25 protein-coding genes are annotated in these 25520 nt (G+C 44.5%); 6 read left to right on the top strand and 19 right to left on the bottom strand.

The genetic code is table 11. The features are described from left to right. Positions 1-3 precede the first annotated feature (3 nt). From phoU to INP51_RS00900, 6 genes are all read right to left on the bottom strand, one after another. Positions 4-675 (bottom strand): phosphate signaling complex protein PhoU, encoded by a 672-nt coding sequence (gene phoU / locus INP51_RS00925; protein WP_329602321.1) that lies wholly within the window; start codon positions 673-675, stop codon positions 4-6. Then, on the bottom strand, positions 672-1424 hold the full coding sequence (gene pstB / locus INP51_RS00920; RefSeq protein ID WP_230406846.1) for a phosphate ABC transporter ATP-binding protein PstB: 753 nt from the start codon (positions 1422-1424) through the stop codon (positions 672-674). The genes phoU and pstB overlap by 4 nt, the downstream gene beginning before the upstream one ends. Further along, entirely contained in the window at positions 1417-2277 is an 861-nt protein-coding gene (gene pstA / locus INP51_RS00915; RefSeq protein WP_408610514.1) for a phosphate ABC transporter permease PstA, read from the bottom strand. The genes pstB and pstA overlap by 8 nt, the downstream gene beginning before the upstream one ends. Beyond that, positions 2264-3142: a phosphate ABC transporter permease subunit PstC gene (gene pstC / locus INP51_RS00910; RefSeq protein ID WP_193735896.1), complete on the bottom strand. Its 879-nt coding sequence runs from the start codon at positions 3140-3142 to the stop codon at positions 2264-2266. Before pstC ends, pstA begins: the two co-directional genes overlap by 14 nt. A 27-nt stretch (positions 3143-3169) precedes the next feature. Continuing rightward, positions 3170-4027: a substrate-binding domain-containing protein gene (locus INP51_RS00905; RefSeq protein WP_193735895.1), complete on the bottom strand. Its 858-nt coding sequence runs from the start codon at positions 4025-4027 to the stop codon at positions 3170-3172. A 148-nt stretch (positions 4028-4175) separates the two neighbouring features. After that, entirely contained in the window at positions 4176-4484 is a 309-nt protein-coding gene (locus tag INP51_RS00900; RefSeq protein WP_193735894.1) for a hypothetical protein, read from the bottom strand. A 221-nt stretch (positions 4485-4705) separates the two neighbouring features. Between INP51_RS00900 and tsaE the strand changes: the two genes are divergently transcribed. The 4 genes from tsaE (at position 4706) to INP51_RS00880 (ending at position 6643) form a co-directional block, all read left to right on the top strand. Further along, complete coding sequence (gene tsaE / locus INP51_RS00895; RefSeq protein WP_230406845.1) at positions 4706-5176, top strand: tRNA (adenosine(37)-N6)-threonylcarbamoyltransferase complex ATPase subunit type 1 TsaE; 471 nt, start codon at positions 4706-4708, stop codon at positions 5174-5176. After that, on the top strand, positions 5173-5886 hold the full coding sequence (tsaB, locus tag INP51_RS00890) for a tRNA (adenosine(37)-N6)-threonylcarbamoyltransferase complex dimerization subunit type 1 TsaB (protein WP_193735893.1): 714 nt from the start codon (positions 5173-5175) through the stop codon (positions 5884-5886). The genes tsaE and tsaB overlap by 4 nt, the downstream gene beginning before the upstream one ends. Further along, positions 5883-6323, top strand: coding sequence for a ribosomal protein S18-alanine N-acetyltransferase (rimI, locus tag INP51_RS00885; protein WP_230406844.1), 441 nt, complete (start codon positions 5883-5885; stop codon positions 6321-6323). The genes tsaB and rimI overlap by 4 nt, the downstream gene beginning before the upstream one ends. 77 nt (positions 6324-6400) lie before the next feature. Further along, positions 6401-6643: a hypothetical protein gene (locus tag INP51_RS00880; RefSeq protein WP_193735892.1), complete on the top strand. Its 243-nt coding sequence runs from the start codon at positions 6401-6403 to the stop codon at positions 6641-6643. A gap of 82 nt (positions 6644-6725) precedes the next feature. Here INP51_RS00880 and INP51_RS00875 read toward each other — a convergent pair whose 3' ends face one another. Next, positions 6726-9332 carry a PBP1A family penicillin-binding protein gene (locus tag INP51_RS00875; RefSeq protein WP_193735891.1) on the bottom strand — a complete coding sequence of 869 codons (2607 nt, stop codon included), beginning with the start codon at positions 9330-9332 and terminating at the stop codon, positions 6726-6728. A gap of 191 nt (positions 9333-9523) precedes the next feature. Between INP51_RS00875 and INP51_RS00870 the strand changes: the two genes are divergently transcribed. After that, on the top strand, positions 9524-10213 hold the full coding sequence (locus INP51_RS00870; RefSeq protein ID WP_193735890.1) for a YigZ family protein: 690 nt from the start codon (positions 9524-9526) through the stop codon (positions 10211-10213). On the opposite strand, the gene INP51_RS00865 is transcribed toward INP51_RS00870, so the two are convergent. From INP51_RS00865 to ftsH, 9 genes are all read right to left on the bottom strand, one after another. Continuing rightward, positions 10164-10682: a peptidylprolyl isomerase gene (locus INP51_RS00865; RefSeq protein WP_193737182.1), complete on the bottom strand. Its 519-nt coding sequence runs from the start codon at positions 10680-10682 to the stop codon at positions 10164-10166. The two genes, INP51_RS00870 and INP51_RS00865, sit on opposite strands and share 50 nt — an antisense overlap. A gap of 147 nt (positions 10683-10829) precedes the next feature. Beyond that, complete coding sequence (locus INP51_RS00860; RefSeq protein WP_193735889.1) at positions 10830-12047, bottom strand: ABC transporter permease; 1218 nt, start codon at positions 12045-12047, stop codon at positions 10830-10832. A gap of 37 nt (positions 12048-12084) precedes the next feature. Beyond that, positions 12085-12996, bottom strand: coding sequence for an ABC transporter ATP-binding protein (locus tag INP51_RS00855; protein WP_193735888.1), 912 nt, complete (start codon positions 12994-12996; stop codon positions 12085-12087). Positions 12997-13045: 49 nt separating this feature from the next. Next, on the bottom strand, positions 13046-13774 hold the full coding sequence (locus INP51_RS00850) for a DUF3169 family protein (protein WP_268885821.1): 729 nt from the start codon (positions 13772-13774) through the stop codon (positions 13046-13048). A gap of 28 nt (positions 13775-13802) precedes the next feature. After that, positions 13803-14015, bottom strand: coding sequence for a helix-turn-helix transcriptional regulator (locus INP51_RS00845; protein ID WP_193735886.1), 213 nt, complete (start codon positions 14013-14015; stop codon positions 13803-13805). Positions 14016-14180: 165 nt separating this feature from the next. Beyond that, on the bottom strand, positions 14181-15128 hold the full coding sequence (locus tag INP51_RS00840) for an ROK family glucokinase (protein ID WP_193735885.1): 948 nt from the start codon (positions 15126-15128) through the stop codon (positions 14181-14183). Between the two features lie 3 nt (positions 15129-15131). Next, on the bottom strand, positions 15132-16064 hold the full coding sequence (gene hprK, locus INP51_RS00835) for an HPr(Ser) kinase/phosphatase (RefSeq protein ID WP_193735884.1): 933 nt from the start codon (positions 16062-16064) through the stop codon (positions 15132-15134). 132 nt (positions 16065-16196) lie between these two features. Further along, a complete protein-coding gene (gene uvrC, locus INP51_RS00830) occupies positions 16197-18050 on the bottom strand; it encodes an excinuclease ABC subunit UvrC (protein ID WP_193735883.1) in 1854 nt (617 codons plus the stop codon). Positions 18051-18115: 65 nt separating this feature from the next. Continuing rightward, positions 18116-20002, bottom strand: coding sequence for an ATP-dependent zinc metalloprotease FtsH (gene ftsH, locus INP51_RS00825; RefSeq protein ID WP_193735882.1), 1887 nt, complete (start codon positions 20000-20002; stop codon positions 18116-18118). Between the two features lie 231 nt (positions 20003-20233). Between ftsH and INP51_RS00820 the strand changes: the two genes are divergently transcribed. Beyond that, positions 20234-21694: a DUF1846 domain-containing protein gene (locus tag INP51_RS00820; protein ID WP_193735881.1), complete on the top strand. Its 1461-nt coding sequence runs from the start codon at positions 20234-20236 to the stop codon at positions 21692-21694. Here INP51_RS00820 and galE read toward each other — a convergent pair. From galE to INP51_RS00805, 3 genes are read right to left on the bottom strand one after another with little or no spacing between them, the layout of a single operon-like run. Continuing rightward, positions 21688-22698 carry a UDP-glucose 4-epimerase GalE gene (gene galE / locus INP51_RS00815; RefSeq protein WP_193735880.1) on the bottom strand — a complete coding sequence of 337 codons (1011 nt, stop codon included), beginning with the start codon at positions 22696-22698 and terminating at the stop codon, positions 21688-21690. The genes INP51_RS00820 and galE overlap by 7 nt on opposite strands. 17 nt (positions 22699-22715) lie before the next feature. Next, positions 22716-24209, bottom strand: coding sequence for a UDP-glucose--hexose-1-phosphate uridylyltransferase (gene galT / locus INP51_RS00810; RefSeq protein WP_193735879.1), 1494 nt, complete (start codon positions 24207-24209; stop codon positions 22716-22718). Between the two features lie 2 nt (positions 24210-24211). Beyond that, a complete protein-coding gene (locus tag INP51_RS00805) occupies positions 24212-25384 on the bottom strand; it encodes a galactokinase (RefSeq protein ID WP_193735878.1) in 1173 nt (390 codons plus the stop codon). Between the last annotated feature and the right edge of the window lie 136 nt (positions 25385-25520).

Raw genomic sequence — 25520 nt, 5'->3', positions numbered from 1 at the left:
CTTTTATTCCTCTTCTACATGCTGCCCAAGTATGGAGAACTCAACCCATTCGGCAATATTCGTGGCATGATCTCCAATTCTCTCATAATATTTTGCAATCATCAAAAGATCCAGCTGCTCCTCTCTTGAGACAAGGTCATCTGTCAGCCCCGAAGCAATCTGACCTCTGACATCTAAAAACAAATTATCTACAATATCATCATCTTTGATAACTTTCTGAGCAATCTCAAGATCTTGTTTGACAAAGGAGTCGATACTCTCTTTTACCATCTGCATTGTGGCTTTTGCCATCTCATTCAATCTAATTTCTTTTGCCGGAGCCTTTAGATTTGAAGTTTTGATGATCTCTGCGATATCCGAGGCCTGATCCCCGATCCGCTCCATATCGGTAATCATCTTAAGCGCGGCTGAAACTCGCCTGAGATCGCTGGCAACTGGCTGCTGCTGCAATAAAATCTTGAGACAAAGATCCTCGATCTCACGCTCTTTCATGTCGATAATCTCATCTTTTTCCATGATTTCAGCAGCGGCCTTCTTGTCCTCTGCCATCAGTACCAGATACGTTCGCTCGATCACCTGCTCGCAGAGCGCTCCCATCTCGATCAGCAGGGTGTGAAGCTGCTCCAGCTGCTTTTGAAACAATTCTCTCATTGATACATACCTATCCTTTCTCATCCGAATTTTCCGGATATATAGTCTTCTGTTCTCGGATCACGAGGCATGGAGAACATCTTCTCGGTATCTCCCTCCTCGATAATCTCTCCCATGAGGAAGAACACTGTCTTGTCAGAGATACGTGCCGCCTGCTGCATATTATGTGTCACCATCACGATGGTATACTCCTTTTTTAACTTCTCGGTCAGATCTTCGATCTTTGATGTTGATATCGGATCCAGCGCTGAAGTTGGCTCATCCATCAGTAACACTTCAGGCTGTACCGACAGGGCTCTTGCGATGCAAAGTCTCTGCTGCTGTCCGCCTGACATTCCGAGAGCACTTTTCTTAAGCCTGTCCTTCACTTCATTCCAGATTGCCGCCTGGCGAAGTGAGGTTTCTACAATCTCGTCTAGCTGCACCTTGCTCTTTATTCCATGTGTTCTCGGTCCGTAGGCGATATTATCATAGATGCTCATTGGAAATGGATTCGGTTTCTGGAATACCATACCCACTCTTTTTCGAAGTTCATTGACATCCATCTTTTTATCATAGATATCCTCACCGTCCAGACGGATTTTCCCTGTAATCTTACAATCCCTCACCAGATCATTCATACGGTTTAACGATTTTAAAAGCGTGGACTTTCCACAGCCACTTGGACCGATAAATGCTGTAATTTCTTTTTCCTTTATCTTCAGGTTCACATCCTTTAGTGCCTGAAACTCTCCATAATACAAGTTTAAATTCTCAACTTCTATCTTATTCATTCTCGTGTCCTTTCGAAATTTTTCTTGCGGCGAATTCAGAAAGTTCATTCATCGCAAAAACAAAGATCAGCAGTATCACAGCAGTCGCATATGCCTGATCCATATGAAGCCCTTCGTTTGAGAGGACATACATATGAACAGCAAGTGTTCTCCCCGAATCCATAAATCCTGCATACTTTGCCACCGTTCCTGCGGTAAAGATCAGTGCGGCCGTCTCCCCTGCCACACGGCCGACAGCGAGAATAACACCCGAGAGAATACCCGGAATTGCTGCCGGAAGCACAACCTTGAATATTGTGCGCAGTTTGCCTGCTCCCAGTCCGAAACTTGCCTCGCGATACGAGCGCGGCACAGATATAAGTGCTTCCTCTGAAGTCCGCATGATGAGCGGCAGAATCATGATTGCCATGGTAAATGCTCCTGCGAGCATGGAATATCCCCACCCAAGTGCTGTTGAAAAGAACAGCATACCAAACAATCCATATACAATCGAGGGAATTCCCGACAATGTCTCGGCTGTAAGGCGTATCAATCCGACCAGCTTTCCTTCATGGTCTGTGTACTCTACCAGAAAAACCGCTGCGAATATGCCAATCGGAGCTGCAATCAAAAGAGCGAGCAGCGTCATAAACAACGTATTTACAAGTGCCGGAAGCAAAGATACATTCTCACTTGTATAATGGGGCGCAAACAATTCCGGCGACAGATGCGGGATCCCTTTTAGCAGAACAAATCCTATGATGAATACAAGCACAGCCATGGTGAGCATTGCCGCCCCCCAGGTCAGCCAGGTAAGCATCTTTGATGTATAGCTTTTTTTATAAGAAACTTTTATGTTTTTATTCATGCTCATTCCTCCGATTCATCACTGCCAGAATTACATTGATGAGCAGTATAAATACAAAGAGAACCACGCCGGTCGCAATTAGCGCTTCTCTGTGAAGATCCGCCGCATATCCCATCTCAAGAACGATATTGGATGTCATGGTGCGGACCCCCTTAAACAGTCCCTTCGGCATGCGCGGCTGATTGCCCGCTACCATAATCACAGCCATAGTCTCGCCGATTGCCCGGCCGATCCCGAGTATGATTCCGGCGACAATGCCCGACCCTGCAGCTGGAACAACTGTGAAAAACACACTTTGTGTATGCGTTGCGCCAAGAGCCAGCGCCCCTTCGTAATAACTTTTGGAAACACTTTGAAGTGCTGATTCAGTCACACCCACCACTGTGGGCAAAATCATAATCGCCAGGAGAATGGATGCTGTAAGCATCGTATTCCCATTCGGCAGAGAAAATATATCTTTTACAAACGGCACCAGGACTACAAGTCCAAAAAATCCATATACGACTGAGGGCACCCCGGCCATCAGACTGATTGTAGAACGTATTACTTTATACATCTTTTTGGGGCAAAAATATGCAAGAAATATCGACGTCAGTATTGCAATGGGAACCCCGATTGCAATTGCACCTCCTGTCACATATACGCTTCCAAGGATCATCGGAAGAATCCCATACAGGTTATTACCCGGTTTCCAGGCCTGACCCAAAAGGAAATCGAATACTCCGATTTTTTTGATTGCAGGAACTCCATTGGCAAAGAGAAACACGCAGATCAAAGCGACTGCCAGAATGGATACTCCGGCTGCGATAAAAAATACGCCCTTCATGACTTTCTCTTTTACTGTACTTGCTTTTACTGTATTTACTTTCATTTACTCATCTCCCATGTAGTCCCGCCTTTATTGCGACACCTTTGACCAGTCTGTGATCTTGTCCATATAGATAGATTGAACCTGCTCTAAGCGCAAATCTTCGGTCGGATTGTCTTTGTTTACGATCACCACAATTCCGTCTGTCGCTATTACGGTATCCGCAAGACCCAGATCCTTTTCTGAATCTTTCAGTTCTCTCGAACTCATCCCGATATCGCAGAGGCCGTCACTTGCAGTTTTGATTCCAGTCGTAGAATCCGACTGCTGAATCTCGATATTTGCATTTGCATTTACCTTTTTGTAAGCTTCCGCCAGTTTTTCCATAACCGGTGTGACAGAGGAAGAGCCTCCCACCACAACTTTCTGAGATGGATTGGTCCCTTGATATGACTGTGCCCCATCCATTGGGACATACCCTTCGCTTTCCACAATTTTCTGTCCATCCAGACTGAGGATATAGTTCATAAAATCGAGAGCCGCAGGAGTTAACCCTCCTTTTGTCACAATATGGAATTTTCTTTGGATCTTGTAGGAGCCATCTTTTATGGTATTCGCATTGGCCCCTACACCGTCAATCTTTATAGCCTTTACAGTGTCATTGAGTGAGCCCAGGGAAATGTACCCGATCGCTGATTTATCGCCTGCCACGGTTGTCATCACAACCGAAGTACTGTTCGTAATCTGTGCTTCCAGACTTGTCATATCCTCCTTCTCACCGGAAGAATTCTGTTCCTCAATTTCGAATAACTCGATAAAAGCACTTCTTGTACCGGATCCATCTTCTCTTGAAACCAGACTGATCGTATCACTCTGATTTTCGCATCCGGCAGCGAACAACAGCACTGCTGAAATAATCAGCGAAGTTATCATTCTTTTTTTATTCATATGATTGATTCTCCTGTTGTACAAAAAATATTTGTCTTGTTATTATCAGGCTCCAACACCTTTTCTATTCATAAATAACTGTACAGGAACTTTGTAAAAAACAAAACAGGAGAAATGTAAAATCTATGTAAACTTCCAGATTTATGTTTTAAAAGTTTTTCTTAATATACTGAAAGATCATGAATATAGCAACAATCATGAAGATGAAAACACCAAGTGTCACCAGCGGATATCTGCGAGAAAAAAGTCCCATCACAACCTCGGCAATTGCAAGAGCTCCCGTAAAATATCCAATCCCCCGGTTGAATTTTTTTCGTTTTTCTTCCGGCCATCTTTTTCTTGGATTATCTTTTTTTCCGTCAAACAGATCCAATACTGCATCACCTTTTCCGATGAACATTGCTATACTGATTGCACCCAACGCAATCGCTAAAAACCAGTTAAATAATTCTGCCATAGTTTTCTTCCTTTCTGATCTCCTTACATTTCATGATGAAACATCAAAAGGTATTTTCTTTCATAATAACATAAAATGCCGCACTCGTCAGCCACATCTCTTGATTGTATCAAAAGAACAGATGTGGTATCATGATACAAAGGGTTTAAAAGTCTGATACTTCATGCCCGCATGAGGTTATCTGAGCCTAGAACCCGCAAAACAATAGAGGTATTTTGCTTATGATAATAGAAACCCACAGTGCTTCCGAGACCGCAGCATTTGGCCAAAAGCTGGGAACTCTCGCACTTCCGGGACAGGTCTATACTCTCAGCGGAGACCTGGGCACGGGAAAGACTGTCTTTACACAGGGAATGGCAAAAGGGCTTGGGATCACGGAACCAGTCAGCAGTCCCACGTTTACAATTGTACAGGTTTATGAAGGAGGACGGCTTCCTTTCTTTCATTTTGATGTATATCGGATTGAAGATATTGACGAAATGGAGGAAATTGGCTACGACGATTATTTCTTTGGATCGGGTGTGTCCATCATCGAATGGGCTGATATGATAAAGGAACTGCTTCCAAAACATGTCATTTCGGTTACAATAGAAAAAGATCTCCGACATGGATTCGACTATCGACGCATCACCGTCACGGGACTTCCCGCCGATGTATCACAAGGCTTAGAAGAAAGGGACATTAACTTATGAAAATATTAGCACTTGACAGCTCAGGAATGGCAGCATCGGCTGCAGTTCTTGAAGATGACAAATTGTTGGCAGAGTATACAGTAAATTATAAAAAAACGCACTCTCAGACGCTGCTGCCCATGCTTGACACGATTGCTGCAATGATAGAACTGGATTTAAATACCGTGGACGCAATTGCAATTTCATCTGGGCCGGGTTCCTTTACCGGACTTAGAATAGGTTCGGCGACTGCTAAAGGTCTTGGCCTTGCTCTTGATAAACCCCTGATCGAGGTGCCGACCCTTGATGCTCTGGCTTATAACATCTATGACTGTGACAAGATAATCTGCCCGATTATAGATGCCAGACGAGCTCAGGTTTACACTGGAATCTACGAGTATAAAGATCACATGCTAAGAGCGCTTGCCAGTCAGATGGCGATCCCGGCTGCAGAGCTTATCAAAAAGCTGAACGTCCTGGGACGGGAGGTTATCTTCCTGGGGGACGGCGTTGATGTCTGCCGAGATACTTTAGATGATACCCTGCGTGTTGTCCACTCTTATGCACCTGCTCACGTAAACCGTCAGCGTGCTTCCTCCGTTGGAGCACTCGGAGAGATTTATTATAAAGAAGGCCATATAGTCAGTGCCGATGAGCACCGTCCCGAATATCTGAGAAAAACTCAGGCCGAAAGGGAACGTGAAGAACGGTTAAAAGAGGAATCAAGATGATAACGATCAGAGAAATGCAGCTGGATGATTTAGAGCAGGTTCTCCCGATTGAGGAATCCAATTTTTCTGTTCCATGGACCGCGAATGGATTCTTCTCTTTCTTGATTCGCGAAGATGTTCATCTTCTTGTAGCAGAGGAAAACGGGCAGGTTCTGGGGTATTGCGGGGCAATTCTGACACCCCCCGAGTCTGATATTACAAATATCTGCGTAAGGATGGATTCCAGACGCAGAGGAATCGCTGTAGAATTGTTTTCTAAACTAAAAAATGACCTTTTGAGCAAGAATATTACCACCATACACCTGGAAGTCCGGGAAAGTAACCAGGCAGCCTTACAGCTGTATAAAAAGCTGGGTTTTGTACAAGACGGCCTGCGGCCTCGTTACTATGAAGTGCCTGTCGAAGATGCAGTTTTGATGTCCTGGAGATACCAATAGTTCCCTCTGGAAATTAAGGGGTATCTGGTTTAGACTGTAGGGTACAGGGGGAAGAGTTTTAACGGGAGGAAATGTTCATGAAAACCTATGATAAGGATTCTAAGAAGCTGATTCGCGTAGTCTGCAACTGCTGCGGAAAAGAATTGACATTAATGGACGGTATACCCGTAGAGGATATATGTTCTGTGGATACCCTCTGGGGCTACTTTTCCAAAAAAGATATGGAAAGACACAACTTTGATCTGTGTGAATCTTGTTACGATAAGATCGTTGCCGGTTTCAAAGTACCGCCAAAGATCACGGATACGACAGAACTGTAAAATTCTCTCTTTTCAATAAAGAAGCTTTCCCGCCGTCGACATACTATCGACGGCGGGAAAGCTTCTTTTTATTTCAGAACAGTCATCCATCCTCCGGAGTCTGTGACGGCTGCCCTTCATCCGAACCAGAGGGGGGATTTTCCGGATCTGTGGGCGGTGATGGTGCTGCCGGTTTTTCGCCAGAATTTTCATCCGACGGTTTTTGGTTGTCCTTTCCCTGATCTGTTCCGGAATTATCGTTCTGATCCTTGTTATCTTTATCGGGATTCTGTTCCGCAGATCCATCCGGCTTCTCGGTATCAGGTTTTTCATCATCATCCTTCGGTACCGGAGCCTTTGTCGGCGCAGGCAGGACATGGTAGCATCTCTTTTTCGGAACAGTATTGATCTCATAATACTCCGTGGCTGTCTGACATCCCGGTCCGGCCAACAGACCTGTAGTCGGGTCAATCGAAGCCTCCTGCACGGAGGCAGGCTTTTCGAATCCTACATTCGGCAGCCCTTCATGGATACGACTCATCACCTTCTTCCACAAAACCTTATGAAAGTTCTGAGAACTCTTAGGCACAGGGATATTGTTGTCATATCCCGCCCACACGCTACAAGTGTAATATGGGGTGAATCCTGCAAATACAAGATCCTTTGTAGAGCTTGTCGTACCAGTCTTTCCCGCAACAGACATGTTGTCAAGTTGTGCCATCGTACCGGTACCATATTTTACGACGTCCTCCATGGCACTTGTCAAAAGATATGCTGTGCTGTCCTTGAATATATGTGTTTCCACAGGTGTATTGTCCAGCAGAACGTTTCCATCATGGTCAAGTACTTTCGTATACAGTGCCGGTTCCAGATAAGTTCCTTTGTTCGCTATAGCAGCATAGGCAGAAGTCAGCTGAAGTGTCGTAACACCTTTGCTGATGCCGCCCAGTGCAAGTGGTTGTCTGATATCAACGGCCGTTGAATCTACTAGCCCGTCAAATCCCATCTTCTTAAGATAGTCAAAACCCGTCTGAGGGGTAATATCAGTCAGAGTTTTGACCGCAACTATGTTGTAAGAATTCTGTATGGCTGTCCGAATACTCACATTTCCATGGAACTGACCATCGGCATTTCTGATCGGTGTCCCGGTTACATACTGATAAGGCTCGTCCAACACGATATCACCAAGTGTAATTGCTTCGGTGTCAAGTGCCGGTCCATATGTGGAAAGTATCTTGAATGTGGATCCCGGCTGACGGTAAGTATCCGTGGCACGATTCAGTGTAAGACTTGCTGTCTTCGTGCCCCTGCCTCCGACCAGTCCCTTCACATATCCTGTATACTGATCCATCACCACCATAGATGCCTGTGGTTCCGGAGTAAAAGCAATACGTTCTGCAACAATCGTATCACCCTCTCTTAAGATGGCCGCTTTGTAGGTAGCGACTGCAGCACGTGCCTCGTCCTCCGTGTCAAATAGAAGATTAAAATCCTCGTCTCCCTGATCCATAAAATATTTCTGGAGCATTTCTTGGCTGTAATTTTCAACTTTATCCGGGTTGTCCTTATGCGTTACAGACAATGCCCAGTCAAGCCCTATCCTTGTACCCGAAGGATAATTATCAGGATTTTGGAATTCTTCATCCATAACCTGCTGGATCTTCTGATCTTGTGTCGTATAGATCTTCAGTCCTCCGCTGTAGATGGCATTCTTAGCCTGAACCTCTGAATATCCTTTCTGATTCATCAGATCTTCTTTCAGCTGGTTGACCAATGCATCAACAAAATACGTATATGGCTGAGAAGTTTTCTCATCGGAAGTCTGGATTACCCTTGCGTATACATCGTCCGCAATGGCCTCATTATATTCCTGTTCAGTGATAAACTTCTGCTTTCGCATATCCTTCAGGACTTTTTCTCTTCGCTTTTTATTGTAGTCTGGGTGTCTTTGTGGATTATATCTAGACGGGTTCTGGGGAATAGCCGCTAAAACCGCACTCTCTGAGAGAGTGAGATCGGTGCTGTTTTTCCCAAAGTAAGTCTGGGCTGCAGTTTGAATGCCATAGGCTCCCGCTCCAAAGTTTACCGTGTTCAGATAATTTTCCAAAATCACGTCTTTTGCGTTTTTTCCTTCGGCGTTCAGCTCCGACTCCAGCTTGACTGCCAGATATTGCTCCTGGAATTTACGCCGGAACCTTTCCATGGGACCCTCTTTTGTCCAGTTTGTGAAAACATTATTTTTCAGAAGCTGCTGGGTAATTGTACTGGCACCTTCCATATTTTTGCCGCGATTCTTCACAGCTACTACGGCAGCACGTGCGATCCCCCTGGGGTCGATTCCATTATGTTCATAAAACCGGGAATCTTCAATCGCTACAATCGCATGCTGCATACTTTCCGGTATCTCCTTGATTGAGACCGATATACGGTTTCCATCCGAAGAATTTAGTTTTTGTATTTCATTACCATCCGAGTCGTATATAAATGTTGCATAACCCATTGGCATAATGTTTACATCCGAAATATCCGGTGCACTGTCTATAAGCCCTTTAAATGCTCCAAGCCCCAGACAGATCACCATGGCCAGTACGGTCAAAAGACCGAATAGCAGCACACGTAACGCGGAGACTCCTGCCTTCTTACCTACCTTGGCAGATGAGGAGTTTAGCTTATCGCGCTTATCGGATACGCTCTTTTTACCAAAGTTCATGATTTTCCTCCTTGTTGATTAGAATTCATTATATCAAATATTAAATTTGAAATAAAGCCCCTTATATAAAATTTCTATGTTATAATTCTTAATATTGGCGCAAACCGACACTCATCTGTCACTTAGACTACAGCAAGATGCACGCAGAAAGCATTCAATCAGATCAAAATCTATCAAACAGGAGGATTCTCATGCCTGAAAACTATAAAACTATATACAAAGGTGAAAAAGCTGAAATTATCGAAAAAAAATCCAGATTTATCGCTGCCGCAGATACGGTGGAAAGTGAAGAAGAAGCACTTGAATTTATAGAAAAGGTTCGAAAAATAAACAGGAATGCCAGCCATAATTGTTTTGCCTATACAGTCGGTACCCACCATGAGATTGTACGGTCTTCCGATGACGGTGAACCACAAGGGACCGCCGGCCATCCGATACTAGACGTTATCCTGGGTGAGGATCTATGCAATACTGCAGTGGTTGTAACCCGCTATTTTGGCGGAACTCTCCTTGGAACCGGAGGGCTCGTGCGAGCTTACTCCACTGCGGCACGCCAGGCAGTCGAAGCCTCTGTTATCATAGAAAAGAAACTTGGCACCTTATTGAATCTCAGTACCGATTACAGTATGATCGGAAAGATCCAGTATCTTCTCGCCAGTCGGAATATCCCTGTCATGGAGAGCAGCTACACTGATCAGGTTTCTCTGACCGTACTGACTCATGTATCCGATCTGCCCACATTGAAATCCGAACTGACAGAAATCACGGGAGGTACTGTAAGACTGCAGGAACAAAAAAATCTCTATTTTGCTGTTCTGAAAGAAGGAGAGATCAGCACTTTTCCGGTTCCGGATAATCCACACCAAGAGTATCAACCGTAATGGAAGCAATCTTTACGGGATTTACGGGACAATCGCGAAAATCTGTCGGAGTCTGTGCAATCTTATTGACAACCTCCATGCCATCAACCACTTTGCCAAAGCCTGCGTAAGCGCCGTCCAGATGCGGAGAATTCTTGTGCATGATAAAGAACTGGCTTCCCGCCGAGTCCGGCTGCATCGCACGAGCCATAGAGAGAACGCCTTCCTCGTGTTTCAGATTATTATCAAAGCCGTTCTGAGAGAACTCACCTTTAATACCATAACCGGGACCGCCGGTTCCGTTGCCAAGCGGGCATCCACCCTGGATCATAAATCCCGGAATCACGCGGTGGAAGGTAAGTCCATCATAAAATCCTTTTTTGACAAGGCTGATAAAGTTATTAACTGTATTCGGAGCAATGTCCGGGTATAATTCTGCTTTCACAATGTCACCATCATCCATGGTGATTGTAATGATTGGATTTGACATAAAAATTCCCTTTCTATAATGACTGACCAGATTTTGAATGTTTGTTTTCATCCATATAGTCTTAGTTTAGACAGTCAGTTTTTATAAAGAACAGTATACTAGATTTTCTCTTTTGCCGCAAGTAGCAAGTGGTTTACGAGTTTGCCCTTATTTTTCACGAATTTTCTTCAACGCAACTGAAAATTTAATAGGATTTCCATACATCAGAGTACCAAACCGGAAGATCTTTGCGGCCAAAAATCCTACAAGTCCACAGGATGCTGCCAGAATCAGGACCGAGATCACAACCTCGGCCGCCGTGACAGAACCCATAGCCACTCTTATGAACATACTGTTGCTGGCGGTAAAGGGGATAAAGGACGCAGCCTTCATTAAAACGCTGTCGGGCGTGTTCATGCCAAATATGGCTACAAAAAATGCCACAATATATATAATTGTAACTGGTGTGGCGCTTTTGCTGATGTCCTCCGTCTTCGATACCAATGCCCCAAGCATGCCAAAAAGGAACGCGTAAAGCAGATATCCCAGTATCCCAAACAGGATAAAGGCAAGCCATGCATTGAGCGGTATATCAAACAGGAAATCCAGCCGGTTATTCCAGGCACTGCGAACCATCCGGTAAGAGGCAACACCTGCCCCCAGTATCAACCCGCCCTGAAAGAGACTACAGACGGCGCCGGCAACCACTTTCCCAAAAATCAGGCTGTTGCTGTTCGCACTGGTGACCAGAATCTCGATGGCTCGATTGCTCTTTTCACTTGTAATTGAGGTAGCAATCATCTGCCCATAGAGTAATACAAAGAAATACATCACAAATACCAATACATAGGTATACGTGTAATTCTTTGCACTATCCTTGCCCAGAATCATCGTATCCGATTGCAGCGGCTTCTCATACAGGGATTCCACTATGCCGGCGTCTATCCCTTGTTCTGTCAATGTTTTCATTCGGTAAGATTTAAGCATACCTGATTCAAAGCTTTCCTGTATGTTGTCCATCATAGATCTGTTTTCCACTACATAAGTGTATTTTGTCTCTCCTTGAACAATAAATCCGGCTTCGGCCTTTTCACTTTTTACAGCCTCCTTAAGCTCCCGTTCCTCAGAACAGTTCAGCCAGTCATATTGGGGCAGCAGTTGTTCAAATTCCTTCGGATTTCCCAGATACCCTTTTTCATCAAAAAATGCCAAGGTGTTCTTTGTATCTTCCCCTGCATCCGCTTTTTTCGAGCCTCCCATAAAGAAAGTAGGTACAATTACGACTCCCACCATAAGAAGTGTCAGTCCAACTGTGGTAAGAAGGAAACTTTTATTCTTAAAATAATTCCCGATTTCAAATTTCAGAACTGTTAAAAACTTCTTCATATGCTATATATCCCTTTCGTCTTTATTCATCGACAGGTTAATCTTCTGCCACTTGTACAAAAATGTCATTTAACGATGGCTGATAATCTCCGAATCGTTCTACATCCAGACCGCTTTTTGCAAGGGCACTCAAGATCATCTCCTTTTTGACATCGGGCTTCATCTCCAGAATTAACTGTTCCTTATTGTGCCCGTATACACTCACCAGGCTTCCCCACTTTTGGTCTGCGTTTCTGTGCAGTTCTTCATGCTCCATGTCATTGACTGAGAGAATCAGACGATTGTTGCCAAATTCCCGCTTGATATTCTTCAAATCACCGGAAAGAACTGTGGTTCCTTTATTGATAATTATGATATCCTTACAAAACTCTTCCACATATCCCATCTGATGGCTGGAGAAAATCACTAGCTTCCCTTTTTGGATTTCCTCCTGAATCACATCTTCTAACACCTGTGAATTAACGGGGTCCAAACCGGAAAATGGTTCATCCAATATGATGATCTGGGGATCACAGACGAGTGTCTGCGCCAGCTGAACCTTCTGCTGATTTCCCTTTGACAAGGTTTCCAGCAGTCTATTCTCATATTCGGATACCTCCAGACGCGCGAGCCACCTTCGCATGCTCTCCTTCGACTCCTTTGTGCCCATTCCACGCAGCTGGGCAAGATATGCAATCTGTTCCCCCACCTTTTTCTTAGGATAGAGCCCCCTTTCTTCAGGGAGATATCCGATACGGTATTCACCGGGACGAAATTTTTTGCCATCCAGCAGGACTTCACCCTTATCTGCTTTGAACACATCCATCAAAATGCGGATTGTGGTCGTTTTTCCGGCGCCATTGCGTCCCAAAAGTCCCAGTGCACTCCCGCTTTCTACTGAAAATGATATTCCGTGAAGCACTTCTTTGCCTCCGAAGCTTTTGTGAATATCTTTCACCTCAAGTCTCATGTTATTTCCTCCATGGGTTGATTTTTATATGTAATCGGATATATCCCGTCTACATCATCTTCTCTTTTTTACTTTTTATATCATAATAAGCAGTTATAATAGTCTGTGCCAGCCACATAAGTGCTGTTATAAATAACGCGAATACACCCACTGGAAAGAAAAGGGCCAGGATTGCAGTGGCACAAAAACCAATGCTTATAATGTAACAGCTAGCAATATTCGTCTGATAGGATGTTCGGAATGTTCTCATCTTTTCCGCTTCATCACAGCTCTCCATCCAGTCTTTCTGAAAACACACGGAGCCCGGGACACCTTTTTTTGAAGGGTCATGCCTCTTTAGCAGGTTGATAATAAGAATGTTAAATGTAGGATATATCAAAACAGGGACGATAAACAAAAAAACCTTCATAATATCTGTTTCGTCTCCCCTGATATATGACAACGCATAAGTGAAAAACAGCAAAATATAGAAAACACCGTTTCCGGATAAGCACAATGTACTGATAAGGTCAATTTTATCATCAAGCAGATCACTCTTCTCCTCGTCTTTGCACCCTTCTGCCTGTAACACACAGGATCTCAATTTAAAAAAACAGAGGAGGTTCAGCAGCAGCATGCACAGGGTGACGATAATCATAACAGGCCTATACGCATTCACCGTCATATCTAAGAAGTAATTGGCGGTTTCCTCCACAGCTGTAGAATCACTGTCTCCAAACATGTAACCGATGATTCCTCCGATTACAGCCCCAAGCAATATCTTCCCGCCCATTGACAAAAAGCCTTTTTTTCTTTCTTCTTCCTGCTCATTTCCTTTCCTCCTCCAGATATTCAAAGATGTCCTCGACCGGACATCCAAAAATCTTTGCCAGCTTTAATGCCAGAGTAACCGAAGGGGAATAATCCTCCCTCTCAATCAAACTGATAGTCTGACGGGATACCCCCGCCAGTTTTCCAAGCTCTGCCTGGTTTAAACCCAGTCTGGCACGATGCTCTTTCATATGATTTAATAATGGCATCTTAACCTCCATTCTGTGCATGCTTCACAGCTTTGAGATGACATATCAGGTTGTCATTTTGACAACAATACTTGTCATTAAAATAATAGCATTGACAAATAAATTTGTCAATGCTATTATTTCTTGCGTTTTTTTTCGTCACACCACTTAGTTTCCGTCAAAATTTCACCGAGCAGCGTCAAGTGCCAATTTTGCTGCTCCGTATATCCCCGCATCGTTTCCGAGCTTGGCTTGCACCAGAGGTGTCTCTTTACAGGACTTAAACGCGAATTTCCTGTAGTATTGTTCAACTGCACGGAGCAGAGGCTGTCCCGCCTTTGAAACCCCGCCGCCGATCACAAAGATCTCCGGATCAATGACACAGGCGAATATTGCAAGAGCTTTTCCAAGATACCTGGCGAATTGATTTACAATTTTTTTCGATACTTCATCGCCTTCCTTATATGCATCAAAGATTGATTTTGCTGAGATCTCATTCTCAATTAAAACCGTCTTGGTATTCTCTGCCTTCGCAATCTCTTCTTTTGCAATTCGAACTATTCCCGTGGCAGATGTAAACTGTTCGAGACAGCCATGGTTTCCACAGTTGCACGCAATCGGAAAATCCGGTTCCACCGATGCATGTCCGATCTCACCGCCGGCACCATGTGCCCCTGCGACAATCTTGCCATCCACGATGATTCCGCCGCCGACACCGGTTCCAAGTGTAACCATAATCAGATTCTTCGTTCCGCGGCCGCCGCCCTTCCACATCTCACCGAGTGCAGCAACATTCGCATCATTTCCAGCTTTCACCGGAATATTAAGCAGCTTCTCCAAGTCTTTTGCAACTTTCGTGTGCCCCCAGTGAAGATTGACCGCAACGATTACCTCTCCGTTCTCTGTGACAGGACCTGGAACGCCGACGCCGACACCGGCAATCTCTTCTTTTTTTAGTTTTTTCTCGTACATCTTATTCTGAATACTTTTTGCCACATCAGGGATAATCTCAGTCCCGTTATTTTCCAGACGAGTGTTGACTTCCCATCTGTCTAGTACAGTGCCATCTGTCAAAAAGAGTCCGAATTTTATGCTTGTTCCGCCGATATCTACGCCAAATATATATTCTGCCATTGCCTAATCCTCTCTCTTCTTTGATAAGTTCTGCTGCACACGCCTGTAAAGCTCCTGTGCTGCATTATACCCCATCTTCTTCTGTCTGTGGTTCACGGCTGCTGTCTCGACAATAATAGCCAGATTTCTTCCCGGGCGAATCGGAAGAGAATGGCAGACCACTTTATTGCCCAGAAATTGGATATATTCTTCTTCCAACCCCAAACGATCATATTCCTTCTCCTTATCCCATTCCTCCAGTTTGATGACCAAATCAATAGATTGTGTATCCTTCACACTTTCCACGCCATACAATGTTTTGACATCGATAATCCCGATTCCGCGCAGCTCGATAAAGTGTCTTGTGATATTCGGGGCTGTGCCGACTAAAGTAATATCGCTCACCTTGCTGATTTCGACAACATCATCACTCACCAGCCGATGCCCTCTTTTAATCAACTCCAGTGCAGCTTCGCTTTTTCCGATTCCGCTCTCGCCCATGATCAAAACACCTTCGCCGAATACATCCACTAGAACCCCATGGATCGAAATTGTGGGGGCAAGCTTCACATTCAGCCATCTTATAATCTCTGCCATGAACGAAGAAGTTTTTCTGTCTGTACCAAAAGTCGGCACCTGATATTTTCTGCATAACCGGAGCAGTTTTTCCTCCGGAATCATATTCGTCGTAAAGATCACACAGGGAATATCCTTGGAGACAAACTCTTCAAAAGACTGAACTCTGTCTTCCTCGCTCAGATGCTGAAGATAGGTAAATTCTACCGTACCTATAATCTGAACCCTCTCGCTTGCAAAGTGCTCATAGTATCCGGTGAGCTGCAAGGCCGGACGGTTAATATCCGGGACAGATATCCGGACTTCATTCATATCCACATCCGGCGTCAGATTCTTGAGATTCAGCTCCTCAACCAATTTTACCAAACTTATATCCATCATCAAAGCCCTCGCTTTCATACACTTATTTTCATAACCGATGTTTCGTAATACGCCCTAATCGGGTTGCGTTCTCACGCAGGACCTTTTGACCCTGGTATCATCACATTATTGTATCATACCAGGAGGGGCTGTTCAACTGATCTCCTCCGTTGTTTTGTGGAAAAAGTCATATACTTGCTGTGCAGACTTTGTATTCATGGAAGGGAGAGATTCAAGTTCCTCCACGGTCGCCCCTTTGATGTCATCAATTCCCTGAAAATGGCGCATCAGTTCCTTTCTTCTAGCTGGCCCGATCCCCGGTATATCGTCCAGGATAGAGTGTACCTGTCCTTTGCTTCTGAGTAATCTGTGATATTCTATCGCAAAGCGATGGGCCTCATCCTGAATTCTGGTAATCAACTTAAATCCCTCTGAATCTTTGTCTACAGGAATCTCAAGGTTCTCATAATACAGACCTCTGGTCCGATGCCTGTCATCTTTTACCATTCCGGAGACGGGAATATCGAGTCCCATGTCATCGAGCACCTCCAGTGCTATGTTTACCTGCCCTCGTCCTCCGTCCATCATAATCAGATCAGGCAGTTTTTCAAATCCGGAATCCTGTTCCAATCCGCGCCGAAATCTTCTCGTCAGAACTTCTTTCATGCTGGCATAATCATTCGGCCCCTGAACAGACTTAATTCGAAATTTTCGGTAATCCTGCCGTTTTGGCCTGCCTTTTTCATAGACAATCATGGAACCGACCGACTGATATCCGCTGATATTAGAGATATCGTATGCCTCGATCCTCTCAAGGTGCTCTAACCCCAGCCAGTTTTTTATCTCTTTTACGGCTCCAATCGTTCTGCCTTCTTCTTTTTTGATTCTCTCACGATCCTGAGTCAGGACAATCCCGGCATTTCTTGCAGCCAACTCTACCAATTTCTCTTTTTTCCCCTTTCTCGGAACGACGATGTGCACACGCTGTCCGCGCTTTTTTGTCAGCCATTCCTCCAGCACCTCCTGATCCTGGATGTCATCGGACAACATCAGTTCCCGGGGGATAAATGGTGTTCCTGAATAAAACTGTTTGATAAAGCTCAGCAGAACATCTCCTCGGGTATCTTGCTCTGCGATTCGCAGATAATAATGTTCTCTCCCTATCATCTTTCCTTTTCTCATGAAAAAAATCTGCGTCACCGCATCTTCTTTATCTGTCGCAAGTGCAATGATGTCCTTATCCTCTCCGTCACTTTGCGTGATCTTCTGCCTCTCACCGATTCGCCTGACATTTGCAATTAAATCGCGATACTGTGACGCTTCCTCAAAGCGGAGTTCCTCGGATGCAGACGCCATCTTATCTTCCAGATCACTTAACACCTCTTTCGTCTCCTTTGTATTGCCATTTAGAAACTCCAGTGCTTTATCGATCTGTGCGCGGTATTCCTCCTCACTGACATACCCCTGACAGGGTGCTTTACACTGTTTGATATGATAATAAAGACAAGGACGTTCATTCCCAATTTCTTTGGGCAGATTCCGGTTACAAGAACGAATCGAGTAAAGCTTCCGAAGCAGTTCAATTGTCTCCTTTACAGCCAGAGCATTCGTATATGGCCCATAATATTTTGACTTATCTTTTTTCATCCGTCTCGAGAACAGTATGCGGGGATATGGTTCCCCCACCGTAACTTGAATAAAGGGATACGTTTTGTCATCCTTTAGCATGGTATTATATTTGGGACGATATTCCTTAATCAGATTGCACTCGAGCACAAGTGCTTCAAGCTCCGAATCCGTCACAATATATTCAAATCTTGCGATCTGCGGAACCATATGTTCTATCTTAAGACCCTTATTCCTGCTGCTCTGAAAATACTGATGTACGCGATTTTTCAGACTGACTGCCTTCCCGACATATATGATTGTATCATTTTTATCATGCATAAGATAAACGCCTGGCTTTGCAGGTAGCTTTTTCAGTTCTTCCTCTATATCAAAATCCACTGACTAATCTTCCTTTCTACACGAAATCCCCCAGGAAGAGTCATCCTGAGGGATACTATAAACTATTATTCTTGCGGCGGATCATCCGAAGTAATCCGTTCTCTTTTCACTTCGTCAAAGATCTTCATGAACTCTTTTCCGGTAATCGTCTCTTTCTTTATCAGATAAGCGGCAATCTTATCCAGTGCATCTCTGTTTTCCATCAGTAATTCTTTTGCCTGCTCATAGGATTCTTTCATAATTTTCATCACTTCATGATCGATTTCTGTCTCTGTGGCGTCTCCGCAATTTAGAACAGTCTGACCATCCAGGTATTCGTTCTCCTGAGCTGCGAGGCCGACAAGACCAAACTTATCAGACATTCCATACTGCGTAATCATCGCACGGACAATCTGTGTCGCCTTTTCGATATCATTGGACGCACCAGTGGTCACATCCTGGAATACAAGTTCCTCGGCGGCACGTCCTGCCAGAAGGCTTACAACCATGGCCTCAAGTTCTGTCTTGGAATTGAGATATTTCTCTTCCTCCGGAACCTGCATGACATATCCGAGAGCTCCCATAGTTCTTGGGACTATAGTGATTTTCTGCACTGGTTCCGCATGTTTTTGTAAAGCAGTGACCAGAGCATGACCTACTTCATGATATGACACAATCTTTCGCTCTTCCTGACTTAAGATTCTGTCTTTTTTTTCTTTTCCCACAAGGACAATCTCCACAGATTCGAATAGATCCTTCTGTGATACGGCTTTTCTTCCGTTTTCCACTGCAAGGATCGCAGCCTCGTTGATCATATTGGCAAGATCGGAACCGACAGCACCGCTGGTGGCCAGTGCAATGGCATCAAAATCAACGGTTTCATCCAGTGCTACCTGTTTTGCATGTACCTTCAAGATGTTGACACGTCCCTTCAGATCCGGGCGGTCAACAATTACTCTCCGGTCAAAACGTCCGGGTCTTAAAAGAGCCGGATCAAGAACCTCCGGACGATTGGTTGCCGCCAGGATCAAAAGTCCCTGCGACGTATCAAAACCGTCCATCTCCGCAAGCAGCTGATTCAATGTCTGCTCACGCTCATCATTTCCGCCATATCGCGCGTCTCGGGTCTTCCCAATCGCGTCAATCTCATCGATAAATATGATACAGGGTGCATTCTTCTTGGCCTCCTCAAACAGATCCCTGACACGGGAAGCTCCGACACCGACAAACATCTCCACGAATTCGGAACCCGAAAGCGAAAAGAAAGGAACATGTGCTTCTCCGGCAACTGCTTTTGCCAGAAGAGTTTTCCCGGTACCGGGAGGGCCTACAAGCAAAGCCCCTTTTGGAAGTTTCGCTCCAATCGCCGTATATTTAGCCGGATTATGAAGGAATTCAACAACTTCCTGCAAAGATTCCTTCGCTTCATCCTGCCCGGCCACATCCTTGAATGTAACTCCGGTTTCTTTTTGAACATAAGCTTTCGCCTTGCTCTTTCCGACTCCGCCCATCATTCCGCCGTTCTTATTCATCATATGGGAAATCAGGGTAAATCCGACGACAAGCATGACAATGGGAATCAGAAGATTCAAAATCACCGATATAATCGTACCCGTGGCATCCGGAAGTTTTTTCTCAAATTTGATCCCATGTTTCTCCAGCAGATCTCTCAGTGAATTCTCATCGCCGACTAAAGTGCAGTTATATGTTACTTCCAGACCGTCGTATTTTTGGTCTTTGGGAACAATGGTAAGTACTCCTGACTGTATCGTGACCTCCTTTACCTCGTCTTTTTCAACCATCCTCAAAAACTTATCGTATGTGATATCCTTTGATGTCGAATTATGAACCATGTTGCTGAACATACCCATAAAAATCAGACTCAGCAAAATGCATATTATAATAATCAGTAATGTCTGTTTATTCTTCGGTCCCCCGCTATTTGAAGGCCCGTTGTTATTTTCTCCTGGCAAATTCTGCTCCTCCTACATCCGGCACTTTCGCGGATTGCCTGGCACTTCGTGCTCCCACAATCCTAAAACCATTCGCATTACTTTTTGACCCTTGTATCATATTATAAAGGATAACTATGGGATAAGCAATGAAAATTTTGTGAATTCACCCTTGTCTGAATCTTTCCCAAAAGGTATACTGTATAGCGGGTCAGATGATAAAAAACACCAAACAAGGAGTCGTATAAATAGATGAAAACAGGATTTGACAATGAAAAATACTTAAAAATGCAGTCCGAACATATCAAAGAGCGTATCAACCAGTTTGACAACAAACTCTATCTGGAATTCGGCGGGAAATTGTTCGACGACTACCATGCTTCGAGAGTGCTTCCCGGTTTCGCCCCTGACAGCAAATTACGTATGCTGATGCAGCTTTCTGATCAGGCCGAAATTGTAATGGCTGTCTCTGCTGCTGATATCGAAAAAAATAAGGTCCGCGGTGATCTGGGAATTACATACGACGATGACACCCTGCGGCTGATTGATGAATTCCGGGCCAAAGGGCTCTATGTAGGAAGTGTTGTCATCACAAAATTTACCGGACAGGCAAATGCCGTCATGTTCAAAAAAAAGCTGGAAAATCTCGGAATCAGAGTCTATAACCACTATCTGATTCCGGGATATCCCAGCAATATTCCGCTCATTGTCAGTGACGATGGGTTCGGAAAGAATGATTATATTGAGACCTCGAGGCCCCTGGTTGTAGTCACAGCTCCGGGACCGGGAAGCGGAAAGATGGCCACCTGCCTTTCCCAGCTTTATCATGAGCACAAGCGGGGCATCCATGCCGGTTACGCAAAATATGAGACATTCCCTGTCTGGAATCTCCCTTTAAAGCATCCGGTTAATCTTGCATATGAAGCAGCGACGGCTGATCTGAATGACATCAATATGATCGACCCTTTTCATCTGGAAGCTTACAAAAAGACAACTGTAAACTACAACCGTGATGTGGAAATCTTTCCCGTGCTCAATGCTATATTCGAGAACATCTTCGGTGAAAGCCCGTACAAATCTCCGACAGACATGGGCGTCAACATGGCCGGCAACTGTATTATCGATGACGAGGCCTGCAAAGAGGCTTCCCGTCAGGAAATTATCCGGAGATATTATCATGCTCTGGAAGGAATCGCGGCCGGTACATCCACGGAAGCAGAATCTTTTAAAATCGAGCTGCTTATGAAACAGGAACACCTGACCGTGCAAGACAGAAGTACAGTATCTCCGGCACTTGTAAGGGCGGAGGCGACGAATGCCCCGGCTGCCGCCATGGAACTTCCAAGTGGAAAGATCATTACGGGAAAAACCAGCAGCCTCTTGGGGCCTTGTGCCGCACTGATTTTAAATGCCATCAAAGAACTGGCCGGGATTGACCATGAGAAACATATCATCTCCCCCACAGCGATTGAACCAATTCAGACATTAAAGACAAAGTATCTCGGAAGCAAAAATCCGAGACTCCACACCGATGAAGTCCTGATAGCCTTGTCAAGCACCGCAGCCAGAAGCGACGATGCAAAGCTGGCTCTGACGCAGCTGGCCAGATTAAAAGGCTGTCAGGTACACTCCAGTGTCATCTTATCATCCGCAGACAGAAAAACATTCCAAAAGCTCGGCTGTGATCTGACCTGTGAACCAAAATATCAATAGCCTTCAGGATTCTTCGTCTGCCAGTTCCACGAATCCACGCACATCTCTTCGATATCGTACTGTGCTTTCCAGCCCAGGTCTTGTTTGGCTTTCTCACAGCTGGAATAGCATGCAGCGATATCACCCGCGCGGCGGGGTTTGATTTCATAGGGGATTTTATGTCCGCAGGCCTTTTCAAAAGCCTGAATCACCTGCAGTACACTGTATCCTTTTCCAGTCCCCAGGTTATAGATGCCGACATCTTTTTGATCTGACAGCTTTTCTATTGCCTTTACATGTCCCTTTGCCAGATCAACCACATGAATATAGTCTCGGACTCCTGTCCCGTCCGGCGTATCATAGTCATCTCCGAAGACCCCTACCGATTTTAATTTTCCGATGGCAACCTGTGCTACATAAGGAATCAAATTGTTGGGAATCCCCTTGGGATCCTCACCGATCAGCCCGCTCTTATGCGCTCCAATCGGATTAAAGTAACGCAGAAGTATCACTTTCCATTGCGGATCTGCAGTATGTATATCTGTCAGAATCTGCTCCAGCATCCACTTAGTCCATCCATAGGGATTTGTCGGCGTTCCCTTCGGGCATTCCTCAGTAATCGGAATCTGTGCCGGATCACCGTACACTGTTGCCGAGGAGCTGAATATGATCTTCTTCACATCATGGCTTCTCATCACATCACAAAGATTTACCGTACCCGTTATATTGTTGTGATAGTATTCCAGTGGTTTGTGCACAGATTCACCGACCGCTTTCAAACCCGCAAAATGTATGACAGCGTCAATGTTTTCAACGTCAAAGATATAGTCGATTTTCTCCTTATCCAGCAAATCCTCCTCGTAAAATGTGACCTGTCTGCCTGTGATCTTTTCAATCCGTTCAACTGCTTTCTTACTGGAATTATAGAGATTATCCACGATTACAACATCATAGCCTTCGTTTAACAGTTCCACACAGGTATGGCTGCCGATATAACCTGCACCGCCAGTAACTAATATACTCATAATAAGTCTCCTTTTCATTAAAGTGTGTACAGAAATCTTGAAAATGCCTTTCTGCCTTCCTCTGTACATTTGTACACGCCGGCGTCTTCGAGCACTCCTACAAAAACTTTCCCAATCTCTTTTTTTAAAATATCCATCACGTTGCTCTCATTGATCTGCGGATATTTGGGCAGGAATTCATATGCCCAATCCGCATGCTTTTTTATCGTCTCATCGGATCGTATGTCTTTTCCCGTCAAAATATAATCTGCCAAAGTCATCATCTCATCTTTCAAGCGTGCCGGCAGCACAGCCAGACCCATCACTTCTATCAAACCGATGTTCTCTTTCTTGATATGATGGTATTCTTCATGCGGATGATACAAGCCAAGCGGATGTTCTTTTGTCGTAAGATTATTGCGAAGAGCCAGATCCAGTTCATACGTGTCTCTCACTTTTCTTGCAATAGGGGTAATTGTATTATGGGGTTCCCCATCTGTCTCTGCCAGGATATCAGCGTTCTTATCTGAATAACTGCGCCAACAGCCTAAGATGTGCCAGCCCAGGTCGATCAGCCGCGATGCATCTTTATGTCTGATACGAATCACAGAAAGAGGCCATCTTACAATTCCCGCTTCCACATCTGTGTATCCTGGGATTTCAAAATACTGCTCAATAGGCGCTTTTGCCATGGCAAAGGTATAATGTCCTCCCTGGTAATGGTCATGGCTTAAGATAGATCCCCCTACGATTGGCAGATCTGCATTCGAACCGATAAAGTAATGTGGAAATTGCTCTACAAAGTCAAAGAGTTTCACAAAGGTATCCCTGTTGATCTTCATAGGAACATGTTTACCACTTAGTAAAATACAATGTTCATTATAATACACATAGGGAGAATATTGAAGTCCCCATTCACTGTGATTGATCGTAAGAGGAATAATTCTGTGATTTTGTCTCGCCGGGTGATTTACATTTCCGGCATATCCCTCATTCTCCCTACAGAGCAGACATTTTGGATAGCCGCTTGCTTTCACGTTTTTTGCAGCCGCTATCGCTTTGGGATCTTTCTCCGGCTTTGACAGATTAATCGAAATATCAATATCCCCATACGTGCTGTTTACGTTCCACCTCATATCCTTTTTAATTCGGTATCTGCGTATATAATCTGTATCCTGACTAAATTTATAGAAAAAATCTGTTGCGTCTTTTGGACTTTTCTGATAAAGTGTGTGAAATCTTGAAATCACCTCCGTTGGTCTTGGAACCAGACATCCCATCAGTCTGGTGTCAAACAAATCCCGGTATACAATACTGTCCACTTCGAGCAAGCCTGACGCGGCAGCGTAATCATCAAGTTCCCTTAATGTCTTCTCCAGATCTATATTGGATACCTGTTCCTGTGGCTCCTCATAATTGTCTTTTTCGAGCACTTCCAGAATCCGGTTCGTCGTATAAATGCGGTCTTCATCAGATATTAACGCGGTTTCTATTCCATACTGTACAAGTTTCTTTACACTTAGATCAATCATCTTTATATTAACCTCTTTGCTCCATCACCGATATCCACCACGAAGAAATCCGCTGAATATCCTATCTTTTTCTCATAAGCTTCCCCAACGCGAGTGATAAAACTGCTTGTTGCATCCTTTTCCACGATGCTCACCGTGCAGCCGCCAAAGCCGGCACCAGTCATGCGTGATCCAATCACTCCATTGCACTTCCAGGCTTCTTCCACAAGCGTATCCAGTTCCACACCGGTCACCTCATAATCATCTCGAAGTGATCTATGCGATTCATTCATCAGCTGCCCAAATTCGTCAATCTTGCCCTGCTTTAAGTCTTCTACTGCCATAATAGTCCTCTGATTCTCATATACAGCATGTTTCGCCCGTTTTCTTCTGATAGGATCTTTGATGGCATCCTTTACCTCTTCAAATTCCGATATCGTAAGTGCACCGAGGCTTTTTACATTCTTTATGTTCTGGATTTCGGCAAGCGCCGTCTCGCACTCCTTGCGGCGCTCATTATATTTAGAATCTCCAAGGCCCCTCTTTTTATTCGAACAGCTGATCACAATTCTCGCATTCTTAAGAGATACCGGTGCATATTCATAGCTTAGATCTGCAGTGTCAAGAAAGATTGCATGATCCTTTTTCCCCATGGCTATGGCAAATTGATCCATGATTCCACAGTTTACCCCATTGTAATTATTTTCCGAGTACTGTCCCAGTAACGCCAGGTCAATATTCGAAAGGCTTTCAAATCCGCAAAGATCCCGGAGCATAACTGCTGTGGCAAGTTCTACCGATGCGGAGGACGATAGTCCTGCTCCATTGGGTATATTTCCATAGAGCAGTATGTCGAATCCCTGATCGACTTTATAGCCTTTCTGGTCAAACGTCCAGATAACTCCTTTGGGATAAGCAGTCCAATTGCCTTCACTTTGCGGTGCCATCTGATCCAGTGATGTTTCAACTACACCAACACTCTCAAAATTCATAGAAAAGAAACGAAGCTTTCTGTCTTGTCTCTTTCTTGCAAGAAGATACGTTCCCATCGTCAAGGCACAGGGAAATACATGTCCTCCATTATAATCCGTATGTTCCCCGATCAGATTGACACGTCCCGGGGCAAAATATCTTCTGATATCGCCATCGCCTCCGAATATTTTGTCAAAATAGTTTCCGATTTCGTTTAACTCCATTATTCTCCTCCTGTTCATACAGAACACTACTTGCAATCCTATTGTAATCTCATTATAATGAGATTATTAATATTTTTCTATAAATATATTAGTTACTTCTGACACTATATTGAGATGATACAGAGTTGAAAGGTTT

Origin of the sequence: Blautia liquoris, assembly GCF_015159595.1 — a bacterium.
Lineage (GTDB): Bacteria > Bacillota > Clostridia > Lachnospirales > Lachnospiraceae > Novisyntrophococcus > Novisyntrophococcus liquoris.
This window is presented reverse-complemented; position numbering and strand designations above follow the sequence as displayed.